The sequence below is a fragment of the Paraburkholderia ultramafica genome (genome assembly GCF_902859915.1).
Lineage (GTDB): Bacteria > Pseudomonadota > Gammaproteobacteria > Burkholderiales > Burkholderiaceae > Paraburkholderia > Paraburkholderia ultramafica.
Window position 1 is genome coordinate 52042 of the sequence record NZ_CADIKK010000002.1, and the last position, 13388, is coordinate 65429.

11 protein-coding genes and 1 pseudogene are annotated in these 13388 nt (G+C 63.8%); 8 read left to right on the forward strand and 4 right to left on the reverse strand.

Translation table 11 applies throughout. From position 1 onward, the window contains the following. Positions 1–163 precede the first annotated feature (163 nt). The 7 genes and pseudogenes from HV744_RS02265 (at position 164) to HV744_RS02295 (ending at position 7245) form a co-directional block, all read left to right on the forward strand. Complete coding sequence (locus tag HV744_RS02265) at positions 164–2023, forward strand: bifunctional 3-(3-hydroxy-phenyl)propionate/3-hydroxycinnamic acid hydroxylase (RefSeq protein WP_175147943.1); 1860 nt, start codon at positions 164–166, stop codon at positions 2021–2023. Position 2024: 1 nt separating this feature from the next. Then, a complete protein-coding gene (locus HV744_RS02270) occupies positions 2025–2981 on the forward strand; it encodes a 3-carboxyethylcatechol 2,3-dioxygenase (protein ID WP_175147944.1) in 957 nt (318 codons plus the stop codon). Positions 2982–2999: 18 nt separating this feature from the next. Further along, positions 3000–3809, forward strand: coding sequence for a fumarylacetoacetate hydrolase family protein (locus HV744_RS02275; protein ID WP_175147945.1), 810 nt, complete (start codon positions 3000–3002; stop codon positions 3807–3809). 24 nt (positions 3810–3833) lie between these two features. Further along, positions 3834–4775: an acetaldehyde dehydrogenase (acetylating) gene (locus tag HV744_RS02280; protein WP_175147946.1), complete on the forward strand. Its 942-nt coding sequence runs from the start codon at positions 3834–3836 to the stop codon at positions 4773–4775. A gap of 12 nt (positions 4776–4787) precedes the next feature. Then, on the forward strand, positions 4788–5816 hold the full coding sequence (dmpG, locus tag HV744_RS02285) for a 4-hydroxy-2-oxovalerate aldolase (protein ID WP_175147947.1): 1029 nt from the start codon (positions 4788–4790) through the stop codon (positions 5814–5816). An 85-nt stretch (positions 5817–5901) separates the two neighbouring features. Next, positions 5902–6294, forward strand: a pseudogene (locus HV744_RS02290) (MFS transporter); the annotation flags it as partial. Between the two features lie 81 nt (positions 6295–6375). Beyond that, on the forward strand, positions 6376–7245 hold the full coding sequence (locus HV744_RS02295; RefSeq protein ID WP_175147948.1) for an alpha/beta fold hydrolase: 870 nt from the start codon (positions 6376–6378) through the stop codon (positions 7243–7245). 152 nt (positions 7246–7397) lie between these two features. Here the strand turns inward: HV744_RS02295 and HV744_RS02300 are convergent, their stop codons facing one another. Continuing rightward, the gene (locus HV744_RS02300) at positions 7398–7727 is read right to left on the reverse strand and encodes a hypothetical protein (RefSeq protein ID WP_246278914.1); all 330 of its coding nucleotides are present in this window, start codon (positions 7725–7727) and stop codon (positions 7398–7400) included. Positions 7728–8046: 319 nt separating this feature from the next. On the opposite strand from HV744_RS02300, the gene HV744_RS02305 reads away from it, so the two are divergent. After that, positions 8047–10275 carry an NADP-dependent isocitrate dehydrogenase gene (locus HV744_RS02305; protein ID WP_175147949.1) on the forward strand — a complete coding sequence of 743 codons (2229 nt, stop codon included), beginning with the start codon at positions 8047–8049 and terminating at the stop codon, positions 10273–10275. Positions 10276–10400: 125 nt separating this feature from the next. Here the strand turns inward: HV744_RS02305 and HV744_RS02310 are convergent, their stop codons facing one another. The 3 genes from HV744_RS02310 to HV744_RS02320 all read right to left on the reverse strand — a co-directional run bounded on the left by HV744_RS02310 (position 10401) and on the right by HV744_RS02320 (position 13387). Further along, entirely contained in the window at positions 10401–10631 is a 231-nt protein-coding gene (locus HV744_RS02310) for a hypothetical protein (protein WP_175147950.1), read from the reverse strand. Between the two features lie 394 nt (positions 10632–11025). Beyond that, positions 11026–11844, reverse strand: a complete 819-nt coding sequence (locus HV744_RS02315) for an alpha/beta fold hydrolase (RefSeq protein WP_175147951.1) — start codon at positions 11842–11844, stop codon at positions 11026–11028. Positions 11845–11884: 40 nt separating this feature from the next. Further along, positions 11885–13387: a DASS family sodium-coupled anion symporter gene (locus tag HV744_RS02320; RefSeq protein ID WP_175147952.1), complete on the reverse strand. Its 1503-nt coding sequence runs from the start codon at positions 13385–13387 to the stop codon at positions 11885–11887. Between the last annotated feature and the right edge of the window lies 1 nt (position 13388).

Consider the following 13388-nt stretch of genomic DNA (forward strand, 5'->3'; position numbering starts at 1 on the left):
CTGCGAACAAATCAAACGATTCATGGAGACGCAACATGTTGTCCGTCCGCGAGTTTCTCGCTGCGGCCACGAGCGGTTCCCGCTCGCCGCGCTCCCTGACCATTTCGATCCAGTTCGTTATCTGAAGCGAAGGCGGTTTGCGCCGCGCGAGAAAGGAGACAGCATGCCCCCACCTCTTGATCCGGTGGCCGCTCAAGGTCATAGCGAGACCGTATCCACGGACGTGGCGATTATCGGCGCCGGCCCGGTCGGTTTGATGATCGCCAACTATCTCGGTCTGCAGGGCGTGCGCGTCGTGCTGGTAGAGAAGCTCGAACAGATTATCGACTATCCGCGCGCAATCGGTCTCGACGACGAAGCGCTGCGCGTGTTCCAGTCAGTCGGCCTCGCCGACGCGTTGTTGCCCCACACCACTCCCGACCACTGGATGCGTTTCGTCACGCGCACGGGTCATTGCTTCGCGTCGATCGAACCGCGTACCGACGAATTCGGCTGGTCGCGCCGTAACGCGTTCATTCAACCGCTCGCCGACCGCGTACTGTACGAAGGTCTGCGGCGCTTTGCGCATGTCGAGGTGCTGTTCGGCAGCAGCGTCAGCGCATTCACGCAGGACCAGAGCGGCGTCACGATCGGGACGGAAGACCAGCAAGGCGGCCGCCGCACGATTCGCGCGTCGTATATGGTCGGCGCCGACGGCGGCAACAGCTTGGTGCGGCGCGTGCTCAACGTGCCGTTCGAAGGGCGGACCAAGCCGAATCAATGGATCGTCGTCGACGTGCGCAACGATCCGATCGGCTCGCCGCATGTGTACATGCATTGCGATCCGCAGCGGCCGTATGTGTCGGCTGCGTTGCCGCACGGCATCCGCCGCTTCGAATTCATGGTGATGCCGGGCGAAACCGAAGAAGAACTGTCGAAGCCGGAGAACATGGCCGCGCTGATCCGCAAGGTCGTGGCCGACCCGGAGCAGGTCGACTACATCCGCAAGCGCGTCTATACGCACAATGCGCGGCTTGCCAGCAGCTTCCGCGTGGACCGCGTGCTGCTCGCCGGCGACGCCGCGCACATCATGCCGGTATGGCAAGGCCAGGGTTACAACAGCGGCATTCGCGACGCGAGCAACCTCGGCTGGAAGCTCGCGATGGTGGTCAAGGGTCTCGCCGGCGACGCGCTGCTCGATACGTACACCGCGGAGCGCCGCGCGCATGCCCGCTCGATGATCCATCTGTCGGAGGTGGCCGGCGACATCTTCGCGCCGACGAGCCGCTTCGGCATCAAGTTCCGCGACGCTTTCGTGCGCACGTTCAACCTGTTCCCCGCGGTCAAGCGCTACTTCGTCGAAATGCGTTTCAAGCCGATGCCGCGCTATGAAACCGGCGTGGTGCTGCTCGCGCGCAGCGAGCGCAAGCATGGCTGGCTCGCGCGCGTGCTGGAAGGCTCGGGCCATTCGGCGCCGGGACGTCTGCTCGGGCTGATGAGCGAGAAGCGCGAGTCGCGGCTGGGTCGCCTCGCGTATGGCTTCGATCCGAATTGCCGTTCGCCGGTCGGCCGCATGTTCGTTCAGCCGCGCGTGCGTACCGTGAATGGCGAAGTCGTGCGTCTCGACGATGTGCTCGGCAACCGCTTTGCGATCCTCGGCTGGGGCGCCGATCCGACCTTCGGCCTCACGCCGGCGGCACGCGAAATCTGGCAGCGGCTGGGCGGCTGTTTCGTGGTCGCGAAGCCGGATACGCAACTCTCTTTCCATGACGACGTGCCCGCCGACGTGATCGCGATCGGCGACGTGAACGGCCGCCTGAAAGACTGGTTTTCGCGCGTGCCGGAGTCGGTCGTGTTGCTGCGCCCCGATCGTTTCGTCGCGGGCATGTGCACGCCGCAGCAGGTCTCGTCGCATATCGGCGAGCTTGCAGCGAAGCTGAATCTCAAGGCGGCCGGGTGGCAGAGCGCCACCGTCAACGTCGCTGCTGTCAACGAAACGATCGTGACGCGCGACAGCGTTGTGGCCGTCGCAACCGGAGCCTGATATGCCGATGTTACTCGAATGCCTGTCGCACTCGCCGCTTACCGGCTATTACGATCCCGCGCCGGAAGTGGTCGCCGAAGTGGCGCGGATTCACGCGGCGGCGCGTGCGCGCGTCGCCGAATTCGACCCTGAACTGGTCGTCGTGTTCGCGCCGGATCACTACAACGGTTTCTTCTACGACGTGATGCCGCCGTTCTGCATTGGCGCGTCGGCCAGCGCGATCGGCGATTTCAAGAGCCTTGCCGGACCGCTCGACGTGCCCGCCGATACCGCGCTCGAACTCGCCAAAGCCGTGCTGGCGAGCGACGTCGACGTCGCGGTGTCATACCGGATGCAGGTCGATCACGGTTGCGCGCAAGCGCTGGAGCTTCTCACGGGCAGCCTCGATCGTTATCCGGTCGTGCCCGTGTTCATCAACTCGGTGGCGCCGCCGATGGCCTCGTGCCGCCGTGCGCGCCTGCTCGGCGACGCGCTGGGCCGCGCACTCGCGCGCATGGATAAGCGTGTGCTGGTAATCGGCTCCGGCGGCATCTCGCACGAGCCGCCGGTGCCGGAACTGGCCGGCGCCAGTGACGAAGTCGCCGAGCGGCTGATCGCCGGCCGCAATCCTTCGGCCGAATCGCGGGCGGCGCGCCAGGCGCGCACGGTCGCGGCGGCGCGTGCCTTCACCGCGGGCGACAGCCATTTGCATCCGCTCAATCCTGAGTGGGACCGGGCGTTCCTGAAGCTGCTCGAAGACGGCGAACTGAAGGCGCTCGACGGCCTGACCGACTCCGCGATCACGCGCGCGGCCGGCAAATCCGCTCACGAGATTCGCACGTGGGTCGCGGCATTCGCCGCGCTGAACGCAGGCGGGCCGTATCGCGCGACGCTTGACTACTACCGGGCGATCCCCGAATGGATTGCGGGGTTTGGCGCAATGCACGCGCGTCCTGTCGCCGCAAACGCCAACGCCTAACCGAACCAGGAAATCGCTATGAACACTCTCAGCAATGTGGAAGCGCTGGCCCTGCGGCTGCGCGAATCCGAACGCACGCGTCTGACGATTTCGCCGCTGCGCGAAGACGCGCGCTTCGCCGATCTGAACAATGCCGCCGACGCCGAGCAACTCGCCTACGCGGTCCAGCAGCTCAACGTCGCGGCACGCGTGGCGGCGGGCGAGCGCATCGTCGGCCGCAAGATCGGGCTGACGTCGCCGGCGGTGCAGCGCCAGATCGGCGTCGATCAACCGGATTTCGGCGCGCTGTTCGCGTCGATGGCGTATGGCGACAACCAGCCGATTCCGCTCGGCGAACTGATCCAGCCGAAGGTCGAAGCTGAGATCGCGCTGGTGCTCGAACACGATCTCGTGCACGAGCGTCACACCTACGCCGACCTGATCCGCGCGACCGCCTACGCGGTCGCGGCGATCGAAGTGGTGGACAGCCGCATCGAAGGCTGGAATATCCGCTTCGTCGATACGGTGGCGGACAACGCGTCGAGCGCGCGCTTCGTGCTCGGCAGCCGGCCGGTGCCGCTGCGCGACGTCGATCTGGCCGCCTGCGCGATGACGTTGTCGAACGACGCCGACGTGCTGTCGCGCGGCAACGGCTCCGCGTGTCTCGGCAATCCGCTGAACGCGGCCGTGTGGCTCGCGGACCGCATGGTCCAGCTCGGCACGCCGTTGCGCGCCGGCGATGTCCTGCTGACCGGCGCACTCGGCCCGATGGTCGCGGTCACGCAACCGGGCACCTTCACCGCGCAGATCGACGGTCTCGGCAGCGTCCGTGCGACTTTTTCCGCATAAGCAAGCACTCGATTGAGGACTGAAATGGCAAGCGAAAAACTCAAGGCCGCGATCATCGGCTCGGGCAATATCGGCACCGATCTGATGATCAAGATCCTGCGTCACGGCAAGCACCTGGAAGTGGCGGCGATGGTCGGCATCGACGCCGCCTCCGACGGCCTCGCCCGCGCCGCGCGCCTCGGCGTGGCGACCACGCACGAAGGCGTCGAAGGTCTGACGCGTCTGCCGGTATTCGACGAAATCGACTTCGTGTTCGACGCGACGTCGGCGGGCGCGCATGTGAAGAACGACGCGTTCCTGCGCGCGCTGAAGCCCGGCATCCGTCTGATCGACCTGACGCCCGCGGCGATCGGGCCGTACTGCGTGCCGGTCGTCAATCTCGACGCACAGCTCGACGCGCTCAACGTGAACATGGTGACCTGCGGCGGCCAGGCGACGATCCCGATGGTCGCGGCCGTGTCGCGCGTGGCGAGGGTGCACTACGCGGAAATCGTCGCGGCGATCAGCAGCAGGTCGGCTGGTCCCGGCACGCGCGCGAACATCGACGAGTTCACCGAGACGACCTCCAAGGCGATCGAAGTGGTGGGCGGCGCGGCAAAAGGCAAGGCGATCATCGTGCTGAATCCGGCAGAGCCGCCGGTGATGATGCGCGACACCGTCTACGTGCTCTCCGAACTCGTCGACCGCGCGCAGGTGGAAGCGTCGATCGAAGCGATGGCCGCGGCCGTGCATGCGTATGTGCCGGGCTACCGTCTGAAGCAGAAGGTGCAGTTCGACGAGATCAGCGCCGCTGCGCCGCTGAATATTCCGGGCCTCGGCAAGTTCAGCGGTTTGAAGACCTCGGTGTTCATCGAGGTGGAAGGCGCCGCGCATTACCTGCCTGCGTACGCGGGCAATCTCGACATCATGACTTCGGCCGCGCTCGCGACCGCGGAACGCATGGCGCAATCGCTCGTGCAGGCATAAGGAGACTTTCGCATGGACAAGAAACTGAATATCTCCGACGTGACGCTGCGCGACGGCAGCCACGCGATCCGCCATCAATACTCGATTCAGAACGTGCAGGACATCGCGCGCGCGTTGGATAAAGCGAAGGTCGACAGCATCGAAGTGGCGCACGGCGACGGGCTGCAAGGTTCGAGCTTCAACTACGGCTTCGGCGCGCATAGCGACCTCGAATGGATCGAGGCGGTGGCCGAGGTGGTCACGCATGCGCAGATCGCGACACTGCTGTTGCCCGGCATCGGCACGATTCACGATCTGAAGGCGGCGTACCAGGCCGGCGCGCGCATCGTGCGCGTCGCGACCCATTGCACCGAGGCGGATATTTCGAAGCAGCACATCGAATATGCGCGCGAACTTGGCATGGACACGGTCGGCTTCCTGATGATGAGCCACATGACCACGCCGGAAAACCTCGCGGTCGAAGCCAGGAAGATGGAGAGCTACGGCGCCACCTGTATCTACGTGGTGGACTCGGGCGGCGCGCTGACGATGAACGACGTGCGCGCACGTTTTCGCGCATTGAAGGCGGTGCTCAAGCCGGAGACAAAGACGGGCATGCACGCGCACCACAATCTGTCGCTGGGCGTGGCGAATTCGATGGTCGCGGTGGAAGAGGGCTGCGACCGCATCGACGCGTCGCTCGCCGGTATGGGCGCGGGCGCGGGCAATGCGCCGCTCGAAGTGTTCATCGCCGCGGCGGAACGCGCCGGCTGGAATCACGGCACCGATCTGTACACGCTGATGGACGCCGCCGACGACATCGTGCGTCCGTTGCAGGACCGTCCGGTGCGGGTCGATCGCGAGACGCTGGCGCTCGGCTATGCAGGCGTGTATTCGAGCTTCCTGCGGCATGCGGAAGTGGCCGCGAAGAAATATGGGCTCAAGACGGTCGACATCCTGGTCGAGTTGGGCAAGCGCCGCATGGTCGGCGGCCAGGAGGACATGATCGTCGACGTCGCGCTGGATCTGACGCGCGCGTCCGCCAAGGAGATTGTTGCCTGATGACCTGACGTGCACGGCTGCGGCGCGCGTGAGCCGTGCATTGTCGAGACCGCCAGCAATATCGCCACAAGAGCGATGCTGATTCAACCGGATCGGCCGTCGTCGCACGGTCGGCGGCATGTATCTGGGTATCGTCGTTGCGCTGGCGGCGTTGCTGGGCGCGAGCGGCGGCACGTCGATGGCATGGGGCGGCTTGCTGGCGGGGTTGTTTCTCGTCGGCGGGCAGTCGGTGTTGTACGCGCTCGCCAGCAGCCTTTACCCGACTGAAGTTCGCGGCACGGGAGTGGGCGCCGCCGTCGCGGTGGGGCGCATGGGCTCGATTCTCGGGCCGTTGATCGCCGGGCAGTTGCTGGCGATCGGTCAAGGCGCTTCTGTGCTGTTGAGCGCGAGCATTCCGTTGATCGCCATCGCGGCAATCGCGGCATGGCTCGTGGTCAGCAAGTCCGCGCCTCGTTATACCCCGGCTGCCGTGCAGTAGATCCGCGGCCTGACAAACTGTGCGGGCTCGCTATCGATGGCGGCCCGCAGTCACTTAACTCGTGAAACAAAGGGATTCAACATGAGCTCACAAGCACCGGCATTCACCGAAGCGTCGACCAGCCGATTCGTTCGTATCACGGAAGACGGGCGCGACATGCAGCTCCACTACAACGATGTGGGGCGGGGCGCGGAAACGGTCGTGATGCTGCACGGCTCGGGACCGGGCGCGACCGGCTGGGCGAACTTCAATCGCAATGTCGAGCCGCTCGTGGCCGCAGGGTATCGGGTCATCCTGATGGATTGCCTGGGCTGGGGCAAGAGCGATCCGATCGTCTGCAAGGGCTCGCGCTCCGAGCTCAACGCGCGTTCGTTGAAGAGCCTGCTCGACGCGCTCGACCTCGCGCGCGTGCATATCATCGGCAACTCGATGGGCGGGCATAGTGCGGTGGCGTTCGCGCTGGCCGAGCCGAAGCGTGTCGGCAAGCTGGTATTGATGGGCGGCGGCACGGGCGGTCCCAGCCAGTTCGTGCCGATGCCGACCGAAGGCATCAAGCTGCTGCAAGGCGTCTACAAGGAGCCGACCATCGAGAACCTGCAGCGCATGATGAACATCTTCGTGTTCGACGCAAAAGCGCTGACCGAAGATCTGATGAAGGCGCGGCTCGACAATATCCTCGCGCGCCGCGACCACCTGGAGAACTTTGTCGCGAGCCTCGCGGCGAATCCGAAGCAGTTCAACGACTTCGGTCCGCGGCTTGGCGAAGTGTCCGCGCCAACCTTGGTGATCTGGGGACGCGACGATCGCTTCGTGCCGATGGACGTGGGTCTGCGCCTCGTCGCCGGGATGCAGAATGCGGACATGCATATCTTCAGCCGCTGCGGTCATTGGGCTCAGTGGGAGCATGCGGAGAAGTTCAACCGGATGGTGGTCGAGTTTCTGGGCCGCTAAGCCTGTTTGCAACCTGTTCGCGACCGGCGCTCGGCAAGCCGTTGTGACGGCTTGCCGAGCGCTGGCGCATTAACATGAATCGCAGCGCGCGGCCCGCTGCGCGGCAGCCGACGTTGGCTTTTGAGTTAGCCTTCGCGAGGCGCTGCCCGAGATCACGAAGCTGAGTGCCGCGGCCACCATACGCCGATTCCGCCGTAGAGCATCACCCAACCAAAACCCTGCATCAACGCAGCATGCACGATGCTGCCCGATGGGTCGATTCGTGCTAGCGCGGGAATTCCCGCTCGGATTGCTTCGACATCTCCCGCCGCAATCTTTTCTGCCAACCAACCGAGTTCCGCTGTGTCGGGCGTGGCCGGCAGGCTCGTCTTCAGATTTTGGATACCGACACGCTCACTGCCGGCAAGATAGCGTTGCTGTGCACCAAAACTGTGCAAAACGAGTTTTAACGTGAGCGAGTGTTTGTTAAGCGTCTGCAGCAAACCTTTGATTGAGGGCGCATGCTGATGCGTATGATTCCCGCCGGCCAGCTATTTTGACCGTTGAGTCATCTATAAGACATCTGTCTTAAGACAGGGTGTATTGGCCTCTAAGCCTTATCTGGCGGGGCTCGACCCCGTTGAGCGTGGTTCCGCGACATGTTTGTTTAGCAGCGAATCGAGGAAAACGCGCATATACTCACGGTCGGGCCGTAAAAAGTAGTGCGCGTAGGTTGCGCTGCGTTTTTGCTGTTTCGTCGCAACTTCGCTAGCTCAGCGCTACCACGCTCTGTCTATCACTTCATTTAGCAAAGCATCGAACATGTCCACATCGCCGAAGATCATCTACACCCTGACCGACGAAGCGCCTGCTCTGGCGACTTACTCGCTGCTGCCGATCGTCAAGGCGTTCACGCGCTCGTCCGACGTGATCGTTGAAACGCGCGACATCTCGCTCGCCGGCCGGATCATTGCTGCATTTCCGGACTACCTGACCGCGCAACAGAAGGGTTCCGACGATCTGGCGGAACTGGGTGGACTCACCACGCGTCCGGAAGCGAACATCGTCAAGCTGCCGAACATCAGCGCTTCGGTGCCGCAACTGAAGGCCGCGATCACCGAACTGCGCGACCAGGGCTACAAGCTGCCGGCCTATCCGGACGTCGCGACGACCGACGCCGAAAAGGACGTCAAGGCTCGCTACGACAAGATCAAGGGCAGCGCGGTCAACCCGGTGCTGCGCGAAGGCAATTCGGACCGCCGCGCGCCGCTGTCGGTCAAGAACTACGCACGCAAGCACCCGCACAAGATGGGCGCGTGGAGCGCGGACTCGAAGTCGCACGTCGCGCATATGAGCGGCGGCGATTTCTACGGCAGCGAAAAATCGGCGCTGATCGCAGCAGCCGGCGCGGTGAAGATCGAACTGACGGCCGCTGACGGCACGAAGACGGTCCTGAAGGAAAAGACGGCCGTGCAAGCGGGCGAGATCATCGACGCTTCGTTGCTGGGCAAGAACGCGCTGCGCAGCTTCATCGAAGCGGAAATCGCCGATGCGAAGAGCAAGGGCGTGCTGTTCTCGGTGCACCTGAAGGCCACGATGATGAAGGTGTCGGATCCGATCATCTTCGGTCACGTGGTGTCGGTGTTCTACAAGGACGTGCTGACCAAGCACGCCGACGCGCTGGCGCAAGTCGGTTTCAACCCGAACAACGGTATCGGCGATCTGTACGCGCGCCTGAAGGATCTGCCGGCCGCTACGGTTGAAGCGATCGAAGCCGACATCAAGGCTCAATACGCGCAACGCCCGCAACTGGCGATGGTCAATTCGGACAAGGGCATCACCAGCCTGCACGTGCCGAGCGACGTGATCGTCGACGCGTCGATGCCGGCGATGATTCGCGAGTCGGGCAAGATGTGGGGCGCGGACGGCGCACTGCACGACGCCAAGGCGGTGATTCCGGACCGTTGCTACGCCGACGTTTATCAGGCGGTGATCGAAGACTGCAAGAAGCACGGCGCGTTCGACCCGGTCACGATGGGCACGGTGCCTAACGTCGGCCTGATGGCGCAAGCCGCTGAAGAATACGGCTCACACGACAAGACGTTCCAGATTCCGGCCAACGGCGTGGTCCGCGTGACCGACGCAGCCGGTACGGTGCTGATCGAACAGCCGGTGGAAGCGGGCGACATCTGGCGCATGTGCCAGACCAAGGACGCGCCGGTCCAGGATTGGGTCAAGCTGGCGGTCAACCGCGCCCGCGCCACCAACACGCCGGCCGTTTTCTGGCTGGACGCGGCTCGTGCGCACGACGCGCAGATCATCAAGAAGGTCGAGCAATACCTGAAGAACCACGACACCAGCGGTCTGGACATCCGCGTGATGACGCCGGTCGACGCGACCAGGTTCTCGGTCGAGCGCATCCGCGCCGGCAAGGACACGATCTCGGTCACCGGCAACGTGCTGCGCGACTACCTGACCGACCTGTTCCCGATCATGGAACTGGGCACCAGCGCGAAGATGCTGTCGATCGTCCCGCTGATGGCCGGTGGCGGCATGTTCGAAACCGGCGCCGGCGGTTCGGCACCGAAGCACGTTCAGCAACTGGTTGAAGAAGGTTTCCTGCGTTGGGATTCGCTGGGTGAATTCCTGGCGCTGGCCGCGTCGCTCGAACACCTGAGCAATGCGTATCACAACCCGAAGGCGCAGGTTCTGGCCAAGACGCTGGACCAGGCTACCGGCAAGTTCCTCGACAACGACAAGTCGCCGGCGCGCAAGGTTGGCGGTATCGACAACCGCGGCAGCCACTTCTACCTCGCGATGTACTGGGCCGAAGCACTGGCCGCGCAAACCGAAGACGCGGCGCTGCAGGCGCAGTTCGCCGGCGTGGCGAAGGCCATGGCCGACAACGAAGCGAAGATCGTCGAAGAACTGGGTGCGGCGCAGGGCAAGCCGATGAACATCGGCGGTTACTATCGCCCGAATGTCGAACTGACGAGCCAGGCAATGCGTCCGAGCGCGACGCTGAACAAGATCGTGGACTCGGTTGCTTGACCCGGTTGCCAATATACCCACGCAAGCAGCGAAGTACCCGCTGAAGTAAGCAGTAAGCACGACGATGGCGCTCAAGAGCGCCATCGTCGTTTCTACTTCCACGTGGCCAGCGGTCATGCCGACCATCACACGTGAACGATTTCCCAATCGGCCAGTTTCTCTGGAATTTCAAGCGTCGACGTGTCGTCGCCTTCTGGCAGATGCGGGCAGATCAAGCCGCGCGCGAGGTCGTCGGCCGCCTGTTGCGGGCTGGAAAACTCTCCGAGGGTTTCGTTGCCGTAGGTTGCCTCCCAACCGTCCTGTCCCGGCAAAATGTAGAACGCTCCCTGGGTCGAGCCAAAGCGAAAGCCTTTCATTTTTAGTCTCCCAATTGCCATTTAAAAAACCACGATGCCCTGGTGGCTTCATGCGTAAGTTGAGGAACCGGGCCGACAGCGTTTTTCCCGGCTCATCCAACTCGACTGCGTGAAGCGCCTGCTCTTGTGAAGGAGTCTACGTCAGCGGACTGCGGCGCAAGTGGCTGTTGGATAGTTCGATCTATCAAAAAATAGCGTTTAAAAATAAAGGCTTGCAAGCATCATTTTGTGATGTGCAACGTGGGGCGACATTGCGAAATGGCGAATTTGTGCCACGCACCACGATTTTTTACGAAGCAACGCATCATTCCGCATCGTGAAATTTTGGCGTCCCGCGCGATCCTTGGAGCGTGAGCCGGGTGGCAATGCGGCTCGCAGGGCGCCTTCGTCCGGTTCAAGCCAGAATCTGGCGGAGAAATCCAAGCATGATGCGATTGAATTGCGCCGGCCTTTGCAGCGGCGCGAAATGGCTGACGCCAGGCAGCATGATCAACTCCGCGCCAGGAATGCTGCGGGCGAGATAGTCGGCGTGCTCCGGCTTGATGAACTCGTCGTGCTCGCTCTGCACGATCGCAACCGGCACACGGATCTGAGCCAGTTGCTGCGCCGAGTAGTTGGGCTGCGTTCTCATCATTTCGCTGACTGCGCCGACGAACGCGTCGAAGTCGTCAGGCGTCGCCGACAGTTGCGCGTAGTCTCTGGCATGCCGGCCGAAGCATCGGTCGATCACCGGTGTCGGCACAAACGGCTTCGTGCCGCTCGGGTCCATGTTGCAGCCGAAGAAGAACACGCCCGCCACGCGCCCGGGCGCGATGCTGGCCAGCACCATCGCGATGCAGGCGCCGTCGCTCCAGCCCACCATCGCAGCCCTGTCCAGATGCAGTGTGTCCATCACGGCCAGAACATCGGATGCCATCAACTCGTACCGGTAGGGGCGCGTGTCGCGCGTGCTGCGGCCGTGGCCGCGGCTGTCGATCACCACCACGCGATGACCCGACTCGACCAGCGCCGGAACCTGATAGCCCCAATTGCCGCTATGCCCGAGGCCGCCGTGCAGCAGAATCACAGGCGCGCCGTCGCCATATGCCGCGTACCAGATGCGCGCGCCGTCGTGCTCGACGTAGCCGCTTTCGTCCGATGACGGCAACGGCGCCGCGCCGTGTGCTTCGAAATGTTCGAGGTTATCGTCGTGTTGGGCAGTCGAGGGTGCCATCGTTGTCTCCATTGCGTCTGGACTCGTCAGGCTGCACGCTTCACACCCACCCGAGCCAACGCCACCACGTCGCGGCGAACAGCAGAAGCAGCAGATACCCGAAGATCGTCAGCACGATACCGACGCGCGCGAACTGGCGCGCGGTGAACGTGTCCGTGGCGAGGCACACCATGTTTTGCGGCGCGTTGATCGGCAGCACGAAGCCGAAGCTGACCACGTAGCCGAGCAGCATCGTCATGCCGAGCCGGCTGAAGTCGCCCTGCATCGACTGCAGCACGGCGATCAGGATCGGCAGCATCGCGGAGGTCAACGCGGTGGCACTGGCGAAACCCAGGTGAATGAGGATCAGGAACGCGGAGAGAATCGCAAACGCGGTGAACGCGCTCGCCTGATCGAGGCCGGTGTGATGCGCGACGAGGTCGCCGAGCCACTGGCCGGCGGTGGTGGTGAGCAAGGCCGTGCCGAGACTGATGCCGACCCCGAAGACGATCACCGTCCCCCATGGAACGCGGCTTTGCACGGTTTTCCAGTCCATCACGCCGACGCGCGGCAGCATCAGGATCACGAGGCCCACATAGGTGACGGAGGTGGTGTCGAACGGATGCAGCTTGCCTTCGGTCGCCCAGAAGAACAGCAGGCCGATGGCGACGCCGAGCAGGCGCTTTTGCGGACCGGTCATCGGCCCGAGTTCGCGCAGCGAGCGCGCGACCGCTTCCTTGCCGCCGGCGATGCTGTCGGACTCGGGCGGCAGCATCTTCAGCACGATGAACAGCAGCGCGGCCGACATGATGATCGCCCACGGCGCGCCGGCGATCAGCCAGTCGAGCCACGTGACGCGCGCGCCGAGCATCTTGTCCATGAAGCCGACCGTCAGCAGATTCTGCGCGGCCGCTGTCAGGATGCCGACGTTCCAGATACTGGTGCCCTGGGCGACCACGATCATGATGCCGGCCGCGATATTCGAACGCTTGTCCACGCCGAACGCCGAGATCACGCCGATCATGATCGGCACGACGCAGGCGCTGCGCGCGGTGGCGCTCGGCACCACCAGCGACAGAACGATCGTCACGGCGATCGAGCCGATCAGGATGCGCCGCGTCGTGGTGCCGATCAACGACAGCGTGACGAGCGCGATGCGCTTGTCGAGGCCGGTGATCGTCATCGCCGCGGAGATGAACAGGGCGCCGGTCACCAGCGCGAGCGCCGAATTCGAAAAGCCGGCGAGCCCCATGCTGATTCCCGCCGACGTGCCGTAGATCACGCTCGGGTCTTTGATGGTGGGCGCGGTGCCAATCAGAAACGCGATTAGCGAAGTGATGATGATCGCGCTGGCTTCGTACGAGACGGCTTCGGTCAACCAGACGACCACGGCGAACGCGAGAATGGCGAGCATGCGATGCCCGGCTGGCGGCAGCGTGGCGGGCAGCGGCAGCAGCAACACGACGATCATTGCGACGACGCTCGCGACCAAACCGATCGGCACGCTGTGTTTGGCCGGAGGGGAACCCGCACCGGGTTGAGCTTCGGGTTTCGATACGCTCATG

Excerpts from the sequence above, each read along its gene's own strand:
- HV744_RS02270 (WP_175147944.1), top strand. The coding sequence starts at position 2,025 with ATGCCGATGTTACTCGAATGCCTGTCGCACTCGCCGCTTACCGGCTAT.
- HV744_RS02305 (WP_175147949.1), top strand. The coding sequence starts at position 8,047 with ATGTCCACATCGCCGAAGATCATCTACACCCTGACCGACGAAGCGCCT.
- HV744_RS02280 (WP_175147946.1), top strand. The coding sequence starts at position 3,834 with ATGGCAAGCGAAAAACTCAAGGCCGCGATCATCGGCTCGGGCAATATC.
- dmpG (WP_175147947.1), top strand. The coding sequence starts at position 4,788 with ATGGACAAGAAACTGAATATCTCCGACGTGACGCTGCGCGACGGCAGC.
- HV744_RS02265 (WP_175147943.1), top strand. The coding sequence starts at position 164 with ATGCCCCCACCTCTTGATCCGGTGGCCGCTCAAGGTCATAGCGAGACC.
- HV744_RS02320 (WP_175147952.1), bottom strand. The coding sequence starts at position 13,387 with ATGAGCGTATCGAAACCCGAAGCTCAACCCGGTGCGGGTTCCCCTCCG.
- HV744_RS02275 (WP_175147945.1), top strand. The coding sequence starts at position 3,000 with ATGAACACTCTCAGCAATGTGGAAGCGCTGGCCCTGCGGCTGCGCGAA.
- HV744_RS02310 (WP_175147950.1), bottom strand. The coding sequence starts at position 10,631 with ATGAAAGGCTTTCGCTTTGGCTCGACCCAGGGAGCGTTCTACATTTTG.
- HV744_RS02295 (WP_175147948.1), top strand. The coding sequence starts at position 6,376 with ATGAGCTCACAAGCACCGGCATTCACCGAAGCGTCGACCAGCCGATTC.
- HV744_RS02315 (WP_175147951.1), bottom strand. The coding sequence starts at position 11,844 with ATGGCACCCTCGACTGCCCAACACGACGATAACCTCGAACATTTCGAA.